At 46.8% G+C, this 12,985-nt stretch carries 12 protein-coding genes; 10 read left to right on the top strand and 2 right to left on the bottom strand.

The annotated features are described in order from the left end of the window. The 8 genes from CLV36_RS17510 to CLV36_RS07325 all read left to right on the top strand — a co-directional run. Positions 1-275: hypothetical protein (locus CLV36_RS17510; protein WP_219904893.1), on the top strand; the 275-nt coding region annotated here is incomplete at its 5' end. A 47-nt stretch (positions 276-322) separates the two neighbouring features. After that, positions 323-1,999 (top strand): ribonuclease J, encoded by a 1,677-nt coding sequence (locus CLV36_RS07360; protein WP_106342210.1) that lies wholly within the window; start codon positions 323-325, stop codon positions 1,997-1,999. Positions 2,000-2,393: 394 nt separating this feature from the next. After that, entirely contained in the window at positions 2,394-2,930 is a 537-nt protein-coding gene (locus CLV36_RS07355; RefSeq protein ID WP_106342209.1) for an imm11 family protein, read from the top strand. A gap of 186 nt (positions 2,931-3,116) precedes the next feature. After that, a complete protein-coding gene (locus tag CLV36_RS07350; RefSeq protein ID WP_106342208.1) occupies positions 3,117-3,653 on the top strand; it encodes an imm11 family protein in 537 nt (178 codons plus the stop codon). Between the two features lie 342 nt (positions 3,654-3,995). Further along, positions 3,996-4,199: a hypothetical protein gene (locus CLV36_RS07345; RefSeq protein ID WP_054095657.1), complete on the top strand. Its 204-nt coding sequence runs from the start codon at positions 3,996-3,998 to the stop codon at positions 4,197-4,199. Between the two features lie 138 nt (positions 4,200-4,337). After that, a complete protein-coding gene (locus CLV36_RS17220; RefSeq protein ID WP_157053223.1) occupies positions 4,338-4,511 on the top strand; it encodes a hypothetical protein in 174 nt (57 codons plus the stop codon). A gap of 468 nt (positions 4,512-4,979) precedes the next feature. Further along, entirely contained in the window at positions 4,980-6,272 is a 1,293-nt protein-coding gene (locus CLV36_RS07340; protein ID WP_106342207.1) for an MDR family MFS transporter, read from the top strand. 1,009 nt (positions 6,273-7,281) lie between these two features. Then, entirely contained in the window at positions 7,282-8,217 is a 936-nt protein-coding gene (locus CLV36_RS07325; RefSeq protein WP_106342204.1) for a S66 peptidase family protein, read from the top strand. Positions 8,218-8,281: 64 nt separating this feature from the next. Here the strand turns inward: CLV36_RS07325 and aceA are convergent, their stop codons facing one another. Together aceA and aceB are read right to left on the bottom strand one after the other, a co-directional pair. Continuing rightward, positions 8,282-9,562, bottom strand: a complete 1,281-nt coding sequence (gene aceA / locus CLV36_RS07320) for an isocitrate lyase (RefSeq protein ID WP_425436570.1) — start codon at positions 9,560-9,562, stop codon at positions 8,282-8,284. A gap of 24 nt (positions 9,563-9,586) precedes the next feature. Continuing rightward, complete coding sequence (aceB, locus tag CLV36_RS07315) at positions 9,587-11,200, bottom strand: malate synthase A (RefSeq protein WP_106342202.1); 1,614 nt, start codon at positions 11,198-11,200, stop codon at positions 9,587-9,589. Positions 11,201-11,475: 275 nt separating this feature from the next. Between aceB and CLV36_RS07310 the strand changes: the two genes are divergently transcribed. Together CLV36_RS07310 and CLV36_RS07305 are read left to right on the top strand one after the other, a co-directional pair. Beyond that, entirely contained in the window at positions 11,476-11,661 is a 186-nt protein-coding gene (locus tag CLV36_RS07310; protein WP_022738954.1) for an H-type small acid-soluble spore protein, read from the top strand. Between the two features lie 556 nt (positions 11,662-12,217). After that, complete coding sequence (locus CLV36_RS07305; protein ID WP_106342201.1) at positions 12,218-12,808, top strand: histidine phosphatase family protein; 591 nt, start codon at positions 12,218-12,220, stop codon at positions 12,806-12,808. Positions 12,809-12,985 lie beyond the last annotated feature (177 nt).

Genomic DNA, 12,985 nt, shown 5'->3' with positions numbered 1-12,985 from the left:
TGGCTATGCTGCTTTCGAGAGCAGGTAAGGGAGGTGGTTTTAAGTTTATATGGGTTGATATTCATCCATTAATTGTTTATATCCCTTTTATATACAAAAACCCTGCGATCAACAAAGTTGATTCGCAGGGTTTGTCAACATTCTCGGCTGACCATCATTCTGGTCAGCTTTTTTTGCTTGTGGAGAAGACGGATTCTCGGACAACCATTCCAATATTGCGACAAAATAATTTGTTGCATACACATTTTTTGATCGTATATAATGAGAACAAGTGAGAATTGTGCGGTTTACGGGTGACGACAACTAAATGTAGGAGGTTACTTTGTTGAGCAAAAACCAGCGAGGCAAATTACACATTTTTGCACTCGGTGGGTTGGACGAAATCGGAAAAAACATGTATGTGGTGCAGTATGAGAATGACATCGTGGTGATCGATGCGGGTTTGATGTTTCCAGAAGAGGACATGTTGGGAATCGACATCGTCATTCCAGACATCACATACCTGATTGAGAATAAGGAAAAAGTTCGTGGGATCATCTTAACACATGGACATGAAGACCATATCGGAGGACTTCCTTACATTTTGCGTCAATTGAACGTCCCGATCTATGCGACAAAGCTGACGATGGGACTGGTTGAGCATAAATTGCGGGAAGCGCATATCTTAAACGACACCAAGCGCTATATCATCAACAACCATTCAGAGATCAAACTGGGTTCCACCTTGAAGGCGACATTTTTCAATACGAACCACAGCATTCCCGACTCGGTCGGAGTCTGTGTTGAGACGCCGGAAGGTAACGTTGTTCACACGGGGGATTTTAAATTCGATATGACCCCGGTCAATGAAAAAGTGGCGGATATCCATAAGATGGCGGAAATCGGCAGAAAAGGTGTTTTATGTCTTTTATCCGATAGTACTAACGCTGAACGGGCTGGCTTTACTGGATCTGAGCGTACTGTTGGAGAAGGCATCAACGAGGTGTTTCGGAAGGCGAAACAACGGGTTATCGTGGCAACTTTCGCATCCAATATTCACCGGATTCAACAAGTTGTGGATGCTTGCCAGCTTTATGGAAGAAAGCTGGCTGTCGTGGGCCGCAGCATGGTGAACGTGGTGAACATCGCATCCGAATTGGGTTATCTACATATCCCATCAGACCTGCTCATTGAACCGGACGAGATCAACCGTTTGCCGGCCAACCGCGTAGCCGTGATCTCAACAGGAAGCCAAGGGGAATCCATGTCGGCACTGACCCGCATGGCCAACGCTTCCCACCGCAAGGTTGAAATCTTGCCCGGTGACACAGTGATTATCGCCGCAACGCCGATTCCCGGTAATGAAAAACTGATTGGACGCACAGTGGATCAGTTGTTCCGCATTGGTGCTGACGTCGTTTACAGCACCACCTCCCACGTGCATGTCTCCGGACATGGTTCTCAGGAAGATCTCAAATTGATGTTGAGCTTGATCAAACCCAAATACTTTATTCCGATTCATGGTGAGTACCGCATGTTGCGGGCTCACGCCCAACTCGCCGAATCAGTAGGCGTTCGTCCCGAAAACATCTTTATCTGCGACAACGGGGATACGGTTGAGATCTCCGGCGGTAAAGCAAGATACGGTCCAAAAATTACAACAGGAAAAGTGCTCATCGACGGTTTAGGAGTTGGCGACGTTGGAAACATTGTACTTAGAGACCGCAAACTCTTATCGCAAGATGGTATCTTAGTCGTTGTTGTCACCCTTAGCAAGGCAAACGGAGCCATCCTTTCCGGACCAGACATCATCTCCCGTGGCTTCGTGTACGTCCGGGAATCTGAACAGCTCTTGGATGAAGCAAATCGGATTGTAAGCATGACCATGGAAAAATGCATGAAAGACCAAGTGAGCGAGTGGGCTTCCCTCAAAACAAGCATTCGCGATGCACTTAGCAAATTCTTGTTTGAGCGGACACGCCGCCGCCCCATGATTCTTCCAATTATCATGGAAGTATAGTCAGAACGTAACCGCACATAAGCCATAGCCCCTGAGACGTCAGGGGTTGTGGTTTTTTTATTTTAACCGGGCAATTGTTTGTAGGAAATGATATGTTCTATATTACCTACCCTTCCATTGTATATTGCCCCCTTTCTTCATTCCCTTCCATAAGCCGGCGGCTCCAAAACCGTTTTCCCATTCGCTTCACGCGTGACGAGGCGCTCATTGGGAAAAGGTTTTTCCGCCGCCGCTTCTACCACTATTACAGTTACAGCTCCGATGTGTACCGCATACGCTTGTTCATACTAATTCATACTACGATGAGCTGTTTCGACGTGTACAGCATGTGCAGACTCTGGAGGATTTAAGAGTAAAGAAGGAATGAAACAGAATAGATAAGGGAGAATAACAATTGAAAATATATCAATTGAATAACGACTTTAGATATCAGATTCTCATGACTAAAAATGGGAGTGATTTATATATTTTGAAACGATTGGGATGCCCGTTGACAAATGGATGGGAAAAACTGGAGGTGTATGTTCCCGCAAGCAGAAAAGATAGACCATCTAGTGATTTCCCAGGCTTCCTACCAAATGCCCCTGTTTTTGGTCCAAAAGCAAAAGAGATTTTTCAAGATGTATTGGAGCAATACGGTGAGTTTTTAGAGCTTGATGTAGAGGGAAGGGATAACTGTTTTTTATATAATACATTGAATAATTTGACGGCATTGGATGAAATCAACTCTGACGTTATAAGGTTTACCGATGGAAGAATCATGGATATTAAAAAATATGTCTTTGTAGAAGAATTGGTTAGAGATGAGATTATTTTTAAAATACCTGAAGATCCTGGTAGTATTTTTGTATCGGATGAGTTTGTTTCGATTTACAAAAATAATGTTTTATCAGGATTAGTGTTTAAGGAAGTTTGGAGTAATGAACAGTAGGTGAGCAGGTGAACATGCTTTCAAAAATATGTAGGCGATTATTCAACCAGTTGTTTCTCATAAACGTAGTGGAGATAGCGAAGCGGGATATATAGATGTTTATTATGCCGAGTTGCACAGGAGACTGAGAACTGTAAATACAAGTGATGAACTAATAGAAGTGTTGCAAGGAATTAGTGAAAAGGTATGAAAATCTATGTTCTTGATCAGGATTACTCTTATCAGTCTATAGCACCAATAAAAGAACAATTATTTGATCAATTGGAACAATTGGGCAAATCACTGATTAAAAATTGGGAGTCTATTGAACTGAAAGTGCCTGAGTCTAAGAAGGAATTTCCGAGGAGTGATTTCCCGAATTTGTTAAAGTATGTCCCGGTGTTTAGCCAAAAAGCAAAGGAATGTTTTTATGGATTGCTGAGACCTCTGGGTGAGTTTTTAACAGTAACAATCGAAAATGAAGATTACTTTGCATACAATTTAACCAATATTATAGACGGATTAGATGAAGAGCAATCGGAAGTCAAGCGATTTGTAAGTAGTGGGAGGATCATGCGGATTGTAAAGCATGAGTTTGTTCCAGAGAAAGTGAAGGAACAAATAATGTTTAAGATCCCTCAGGATCCAGGATCAATTTATGTATCGGATTTATTTGTAGAAAAGTATAATCAGCATGAACTTGTGGGCCTAAAATTTAGGGAGATATGGAATAAGAACGCATAGCAAAACTGCAAAAAGCCACAACCCCTGAGGTGTCCAGGGACTGTGGCTTTTTAATATGTTTACAATTGCGGGGCCTGTTTGCACGGGTAGACAGTGATGTACGGTAAGTGATATGCAAGGAAGAAGGAATGTGCTGATGGTGAGACTTGGGGGAGGGGTCATCCTTTTATTACCAGCCATCCCAACATGAGATAGATGGAGCCGAAAAGGAAGAAAGGGAGATAGGTGATAAAGGATTCCACGGTTTTGCACCTCTCTTTTGTTTCGGTTATGGGCATGAAGAGGGGGAACAAGCTGTTGCAAGCTGCTTTCCCGCTCGTGTTGGCGACTGAAAGGAAGTGAGTGGGAGAGAAGCTGCGCAAGCAGACGAGGCCCATTGTTAGTTTGTCCAAAATCGCTCTGTCATTCACTAGGGCGTGTCTGGTAAATCAAATTGGTGGGGAAGAAGCGGCGGAAAAACCTTTTCTCGATGAGCGCCTCGCCACGCGTGAAGCGAATGAGAAAATGGTTTTGGAGCCGCTGGCCTATTTATTAGACACATCCTAGTGACAGTGGAAATATCCAATCACGCTTAACAAGGGAACGGGTCTTTTTCATTAGGTGAAAAGGAGTATGAACAGGATTTGTATAAATTAACAAATGTAGGATGTTTATAGCTGGCATAGGCAAAGGAGTGTTGGATCAATGGGGCGTGAAAATAGCAAAAGAAAAACCACCCCTTCTGAAATGGTCGAAAAATTGGCGAAGTATCTCGGCGTGACTGAAGAATATTTCAGCCGCCGGTTTACGAAGCAAAAGAGAGAATGGATATATTCCAGGTTAAAATTAATAAACCAAAGGCAAGAAAACAGAAAGTGATGATCAATGACTATTCATATGCTTCTAAAACAATACATAAAGCAGTGAATCAGAGGGGGAGGGAGGTTATATTTTTTATGCAGAATGTTGACAATTTGATATCTGCTTACTGATTTGACAATTGGTTGTGAATTTCGTACAATGAAAACGAACATGGGTTCTATCTGGACGGATAGTGATCCAATAAAACAACAAATGCTTTCAAAAATAAGTGAGAAAGGGGATGCACCGTGATGATGAAACGAGTAATGGTAATCGACCAATTCCAATATCAGCATAATGAAGGCTTTATTTTTTACCGCGTGCGGTGTTACAATCCCCTCATCAATTCTTTACACTAGGATGGATGATATTCTGTTCTGGTCCAATTGAAATGGAGAGCGCACACACTGGTAAAAGATATTTGCCAGTGTTTTTTGTTGTTGTTTGATAAGTGAATCAGCTTTGAATTTCATTGGAGGCTACGGTATGTTTTTAAAAGATTGGGATTTGAATTTGAAGATTCGCTTATTTGGCGAAGGGATTACCAATGTGTTGTTTTGGATGTTTTTTCCGTTTATGTCCGTCTATTTTTCGCAAGCGTTTGGAAAGGAATGGGCGGGGGGAATGCTGGTTTTTTCCCAATTGTTGGGGGTGATCGCCAATCTGATCGGCGGTTATTGCGCCGACCGATTTGGGAGGAAACGGATGATGGAGCTATCTGCGCTTGCTAAAGGCGTCTCGTTCTTGGTGTTTGCCTTTGCCAATTCTCCATGGTACACTTCCCCCATTTTGACATACATCAGTTTTGCGGCGCTCGGGATTTGCGGATCCCTTTACTGGCCGGCGAGCCATGCAATGGTAGCGGACTTGGTGAAAGAGGAAGATCGCAACCAAGTGTTCGCCATTTTTTATACAGCTATTAACTTATCTGTGGTGATCGGCCCGTTATTGGGAAGCATCTTTTTCTTTCATTATCGGTTTGGTTTGTTGTTGGTTGCGGCGTTGACCGCCTTTGTGCTGTCGTTGCTCATTCGGCGTTATGTGAGTGAAACAATTCCGGGGCGAGCGGTGGCCCACCAAGGAAAACGATTCACCGCACGGGGTTGGCGGCAATTTGTGCACAGTCATTTGCAGGATTATCGAGTCATTTTGTCCGACCGCACCTTCATGCTGTTTATTTTGGCGGGGATTTTGGTGGCCCAAACGTTTATGCAACTCGATTTGGCGCTGAGCATTTATGTGACGGAGAAATTCCCGAAACAAACCTTATTCCATGTTGGTGAGTGGTCTCTTGAAGCAGGCGGAACGACATTTTTCGGGTGGCTGGTTGCCGAGAATGGCCTATTGATTGCCCTGTTTACTGTTTGGGTCAGCCGATGGGTTGGTCGGATGCGGGAGAAAAGGGTTTTCCTCTCTTCCGCGTTTTTGTACGGGGTTTCCATGTTGGTTTTTGGTAGTAGCACTAATATATGGGTGGCATTGGTGGCCATGGTGCTGTTTACAGTCGGAGAGCTGTTGGTAGTGGGATTACAAGAGAGCTTTGTCTCCAAATTAGCTCCAGAACACATTCGTGGGCAATATTTCGCTGCTGCCAGCTTGCGGTTTACGATTGGCAAAACATTGGCGCCTTTTGCTATCCCTCTGGCAGCGTGGGTTGGGTATGGATGGATGTTTGTTGTGCTCGCTTGCCTTGCCTGGCTGGGCGGTTTCATATACATGGCGATGTTTCGTCGGTTGGAACGCCAACCCGTGATCATAGCGGCCGATCATTCAGCATGAGATATCGTGAAAAAGCGGACAAAGAACCCCGTTACTCCCGGGGTTCTTTGTTTTTGCGCTCGACAAAGAGCGCCGATTCATGCGTCATCGGCGGAATTACTTTGCCATTAGGCAGGCAAAAACCGATTAGCAGTAGTCGAATCTCTCGGCGCGATTGATCTGCCGGAGAGCGCGACCTTGAAACACAAGTGCGTCTGCGATGCGGTTTTCTGCCGTTTCAAAGCGTTCATCTCTGATTGCGTCAATAGAGCGGTTTAACTCTCTAATGGCACGTCTTAAGTTTCTGATAGCACGGCATTTAGCGGACCTTCTGCGAGACATGAAGAAACCCCCTTTGTGGTGTGATCAGTTGATATGGAATAGCATATGGATCATTGAGTGAAATTGCTTGTGTCCCTGCCTTGTTTATAAGAAACTCTAGTAAAAACAGGGTATAGATCCATATTTGTGTTTGTATAAGTTCTTCAAGTCGAAGATCCGCTCTAAAATAGCTTTAATATTCGGTTTATAATCGCGGTAAAAAAAGCCGGCCATCGGCTGGCAGGAGAGTCCCAAAACGCCAGAATCATTCCGGGACATGGATGGGGTGGGGCATGGATTGTCCTATGATAATATGCAGGGAAAGGTGTGTTTTCAGGGGAACTGGCTGGAAGCTGGATGGGGGATGAGGATGGTTGAGGGGAAAAAGGGAAAGGAAATGGAGGAACCGGTGAATTGGTGCACTCCATCCCTTTACAATGAAATGGTATTGGCGTACACCTATCGTAACCCTTTCTTGGCAACTCATTCAATCATAGGAAAATCACAAATCAATGATAGTTTAGATTGCAGGTAGCCTTAGCTGATCTATTAGTCTGTGTTCTGTGGGAGACTGCTGGAAAGGGGCTCCACAGCCGACACGGAAGGAATGTGTACTTGTGGCAAGAATACATTGCTGTGTAGAGTGCATTATGAATGATTGAAGCCGTTTTAAGCTGTCCTATGCCAGACAATGATAGGGAGGAAAGCAATGAAACCACCAGCATTAAAACCGGGTGATCTGATCGGGGTCATCGCTCCTGCCAGCCCGGTTCCTGAAGAGAGACGGGAACGTGCATTACAAACATTGCGCAGATTTGGTTATCGGGTAAAAGTAGGAGCCTCCGTGCAGGAACAGCATGGCTATTTTTCGGGAACAGATGAAGTGCGGGCGCGGGATGTGAATGAGATGTTTGCTGATCCGGAAGTGAGGGCGATCATGTGCATCAGGGGTGGCTATGGCTCACAGCGCCTCCTTGACCGGATCGATTATGCCATGATCAGGAAGAATCCGAAAATTTTTGTGGGTTACAGTGATATTACGTCCCTGCACTTGGCGCTTTGGAAAAAGGCAGGACTGATCACTTTCCACGGGCCTATGGTAGGAGAGTTGGAACATGTCTCAGAGGAAGAGGAGATGGCTTGGGCGGTTTTGTTTCGCCAACTTTCCGATCCTCAACCGCTGGGGGAATATCCAGACACCGGGCGGACGCTCTGTTTTACGATCACGCCAGGAAGGGCGACAGGTAGGCTGGTCGGGGGAAATCTTTGCCTTTTGGCGGCTTCAATGGGAACCCCTTATGAGCTGGACACTACTGGCAAGATTTTGTTCATTGAAGAGGTGGGAGAAGAGCCCTATCGCATTGACCGCATGTTGACGCAATTGCGTTTGGCTGGAAAGTTGGAACAAGCCGCTGGCATTTTGTTCACCGACTTTCATGATTGCAACGCGGAGAATCCGGAGCGAAGCTTAACTTTGCGCGAAGTGTTGGAGGAGATTGTCCGGCCACTAGGTGTTCCCGCTTATTTTGGCTTTCAAGCTGGACACACCGAGCCGAACCTGGCATTGCCCATCGGCATTCAAGCCTACTTGGATGCTGGCGAAGGGACGTTGATGCTGTTGGAAGGATGTGTCCAGGCCAACTGATCAAAAGAAAAATGGAGAAGCACCCATCCGGCTATGCCGAAAGGGTGCTTGATTTATGTGACCATTAGGACATGAACTGTTGATGTTCGGTAGAATTTTTCAACGCCGTGGTGGATGAGGTGCCACCGGTGATGATGAGGGAGACTTGATCAAAGTAGCCTGTTCCCACTTCACGTTGATGGCGCGTGGCGGTGTATCCTTCCGCTTCAAGGGCAAATTCGGCCTGTTGCAGTTTGGAATATGCCGTCATGCCGTGAGAGGCGTATTCATTGGCCAGTTGGAACATGCTGTAATTGAGAGAGTGGAAGCCCGCCAAGGTGATGAATTGGAATTTGTAGCCCATGTTTCCGAGCTCATCTTGGAACTTGGCGATGGTCTTGTCATCCAGCTTCTTTTTCCAGTTGAAAGAGGGGGAGCAATTGTACGCCAGCAATTTTCCGGGAAATTTGGCGTGGATTGCTTCGGCGAAACGGCGCGCTTCCTCGAGATCGGGTTCTGATGTCTCACACCAGATAAGATCGGCGTAAGGTGCGTAGGCCAATCCGCGGGCAATCGCTGTATCCAGTCCAGGGCGAATCCGGAAGAATCCCTCGGGGGTTCGATCACCCGTGAGAAAGGGATGGTCAGTGGGATCAATGTCACTGGTCAACAGCTCTGCGGCGTTGGCATCGGTGCGGGCGATCAGGATGGTAGGCACGCCCATCACATCTGCGGCGAGGCGAGCTGAGATGAGATTGCGGATCGCATGCGAAGTGGGAATGAGTACTTTGCCGCCCAGATGGCCGCATTTTTTCTCTGAGGCTAATTGGTCTTCAAAATGTACGCCGGAGGCCCCTGCTTCAATCATTGCTTTCATCAATTCAAATACATTCAGCGGCCCTCCGAAACCCGCTTCCGCATCGGCGACTATAGGCGCAAACCAATCCCGCTGGGTTTTTTCTTCGGCCCATTCGATCTGATCGGCGCGTTGCAGTGCCTGGTTAATCCGTTTGACCACTTGGGGCACGCTGTTAGCGGGGTACAAGCTTTGGTCGGGGTACATTTGTCCAGCTAGGTTGGCGTCGGCGGCCACTTGCCAACCGCTCAAATAGATTGCTTTCAATCCAGCTTTCACTTGTTGCATTGCTTGGTTGCCAGTGAGTGCCCCTAATGCTTTGATATGGGGCTCCGTATGAAGCATTTCCCACAGTTTGCGGGAACCGCGTGACGCAAGCGTGTATTCGATGGTGAGAGAACCGCGAAGTTTCAGTACATCCGCGGCGGAGTATGGGCGTTTGATTCCCTTCCACCGGGGGTTGGTGGACCAATCTTTTTCCAAAGTGGCAATTTCCTGTTGATGGTTCATCATCATTCATCCTCTCTGATCGTGTTAATCTAATAACGCATAGCCGGGTAATGTCAGAAACTCTGTGAATTCATCACTCAACACCAATTCGGAAAACAGGGGGATCGCCATGTCTAAACGATGGGAAGATCCCAGCTGTTCACGCAGACGGGTCGCTTCTTCTTGCAACAATTGCTGATATAACTCTTTGGTGATCGGTCGCCCATCCTCCAGTGAGGCGTCCGGATGGCGTAACCATTGCCAAACCTGCGCACGAGAAATTTCGGCGGTGGCTGCATCTTCCATCAGGTTGTCGATAGCCACAGCCCCTGAACCGCTTAACCAAGCGGCGATATAGTGGATGCCGACACGGATGTTGGTTCGCAGTCCGTCTTCGGTAATCGGGCCGGTGGGCACCCGCAACAAGTCGGCTTGCGTGATGGTCACTTCTTCTTGCTTTCGGCTGATTTGATTGGGTTCTGGCATCCAGTGATCAAACACTTCCCGGGCCAGTTGGACGAGGCCGGGATGAGCTACCCATGTGCCATCATGTCCGGCTTGGGCTTCCCTCTCTTTATCGGCGCGCACTAATTCAAATGCCCGTTGAGTCGCCTCGGGGTTTTTCCTGCTCGGAATGTGAGCGGCCATTCCGCCAATGCAAGGGGCATTGCGTTTGTGGCATGTTTGGATTGCCAATTGGGTATAAGCTTTCATGAAGGGGGTTGTCATCGTGACCAGCGAGCGGTCAGGCAACAGAATGGCACGATGGTTCTGCAAGTGTTTCATGTAACTGAAGATATAATCCCAGCGGCCGCAGTTTAATCCGGCTGAATGTTCTCTTAATTCGTACAATATTTCATCCATTTCAAACGCGGCCAAGATCGTTTCGATTAACACGGTCGCTTTGATGGTGCCTTGTTCAATCCCTTTCACTTGTTGGGCATAAACAAATACGTCATTCCACAAACGTGCTTCCAAATGGCTTTCCATTTTTGGGAGGTAAAAATAAGGGCCTGATCCTTTGGCCACCAAGGCCTTTGCATTGTGGTAGAAATAAAGTCCGAAATCAAACAGGCTGGCCGGAACCGGTTTTCCGTCAACAAGGACGTGCTTTTCATCCAGATGCCATCCGCGTGGCCGTACATGAAGCACAGCAGGATCAGGGTTTACTTTATACCATTTTCCTTGGGGACTCATGTAGGTGAGTGTCCCTCGAATTGCGTCACGCAAGTTAATTTGCCCTTGCACGGTGTTGTGCCAAGTGGGTGAGTTGGCATCTTCAAAATCGGCCATGAAACCCTGGGCTCCGGAGTTGAGAGCATTGATTACCATTTTGCGGTCGCCAGCAGGACCGGTGATCTCCACCCGCCGGTCAAGCAAATCCTGGGGCAAGGGGGCGATGGACCAGTTTCCTTCCCGAATGGCTCTTGTCTCATCCAGAAAATCGGGCAGTTCAGTCTTTAGTTTTACCGACCGTTCTTTTCTGTTATGCAACAGGCGATCGCGTTGATCGCGGAAGCGTCGTGTAAGATCAGCGATGAATTGTAAGGCTGAGAAGGTGAGCACTTCGGCATAGGAATCAGTGACTGGGCCTATGATCTCAACTCTTTCCGGGCATGATACTTTTCGCAACAAACCGGATCCCCTCCTGGGTGCCATTATGTTATATAACAGTTTTTCTTTTCGTTTCCTATACTAACACAGTAACTGTTATAGTACAACTGATTTTTTCGAAAAAATGAATTTTTTTATTTAATAAAGAAAGGTGTAGGGTCTTTCCACTCAGAGCGATTTGTTTTGAACCATCGTCTCGGCCGGTTTCATTTGTGCATAACTCTCCATCTTTGACACAACCTAAGAGCGAAGTTAGCGATGATTGTTTTGCTGAGCAAACAAATGATCTGAGATTGATTCTCTTTTAGGGAGGTGACGTGATGCAAATCGATCGGGCAAAGGAGATTTTGCAGTCGCCGGAGAAAATTGCCGTGACCTACCGTGGCGAGCCGGTATGGATTGAGATGGTGGATGAAAGTGCAGAAAAGGTGCGCGTCCATAGTGAATCCAATCCGCAAGAAGTGAAGATTCTCCCTGTACACGATTTGGATGAGCAAAGAGCATAACAAAAGAGGCAAAGCACCCTTAAAGCGTTGTAAATGGCTTAGGGTGAGAGAAGCAAACTTGGAGAGCAGCGAGGTTCTGCTCTCTTTTTAATGCATTTGATAGAGGAGCCTGGGAGAAAGTAGTTTAAACTGGTTATGTTAGTGTAAAATGACACTGGAAAGGCGATCTGGGAATGTCCGGTGAATCAAGCTGATTTTTCATCAGACCCAATCTTAGTCAAAAGGTGTGGAACGATCGGGGGGAGTGTGACTGTATTTGAGAAAAAGAAGTCAAAAGACATGGCGCGGGATTGTTCTCATTATAATGAACTGAGGTAGTGTTCTAAAAACACGACAACCCGTGGTGAATCACATGGAAGACAAGTGAACCGACCCGATGGTGTGACATAAGTTTCACCTTAGTCCATCTTGCTTAAGGCCGTAACTTCTTCAGGCGCGGGAACGATGAAAGGATATTCACATCAAAGGGAAACCGACAACAGAGCATGAGCTACAAACTGCCGGAACGAAACCGGTTACGTGGCGACAGTGCCTGCTTTAGAAGGAGGAAGAAGCAATGCAAATTTTGTTGATCCGGCATGGACAATCCGAAGCGGATGCATTGGAGGTGCACGAGGGCAGGGGCGACTTTCCGTTGACCCCGGCAGGTGTGGAACAGGCGCACAAGATGGCCGAGCGGGTGAAGGAAGCGTTTCCGCCCGAATATATTTGGGGGAGCACATTAAAAAGAGCGAGTGAAACGGCATCCATTTTGGCCAGGACGATTGGTTGTCCAATTAACTATCTGCCGGAATTGGAAGAGTATAACAACGGAAAGCTTGCTGGCCGTTTGCAGGCGGACACACCGGTTCCCAGGAACCTCCCCCCGCATGTGAAATTGGGTGAGACAGGAGAATCAGGCATTGAATTTCGTGCGCGAGCTGAGCATGTGTTTTCATATATTAAGCATTATAGTAAACCTTATCGTCGTATTGCGATTGTCTCCCATGAAGGTATGATTTCGCGGATATTGGAAAGTTTTTTAGGTTTGCCAGTTCACCACGACTACTATTTTCACACCAGTGAGGCGGGGATTCATTTGATTGAATACAATGAACGGGGCCGGTTTGTGCATTTCCTCAACTGTGATGACCATGTGAGAACTTAAATTTTACGTTTGGTACTTCATCTGTTCATGGACGGCCCCGAACACAAAGCTTTTGGCTAAGGGGTTCATACAGAGAGGCATGAACACGCTGCGACGAGGCTGCGGTTCAAGTGACCCAAAACCGGATGCCTGTGCACCACAATCGATTGGCGCACGGGCATCGCCATTTTGATGACC

Origin of the sequence: Laceyella sediminis (assembly GCF_003003125.1) — a bacterium.
GTDB lineage: Bacteria > Bacillota > Bacilli > Thermoactinomycetales > Thermoactinomycetaceae > Laceyella > Laceyella tengchongensis.
Note: the sequence above shows the minus strand (reverse complement) of the source record. Positions and strands in the feature narration are given on the sequence as shown.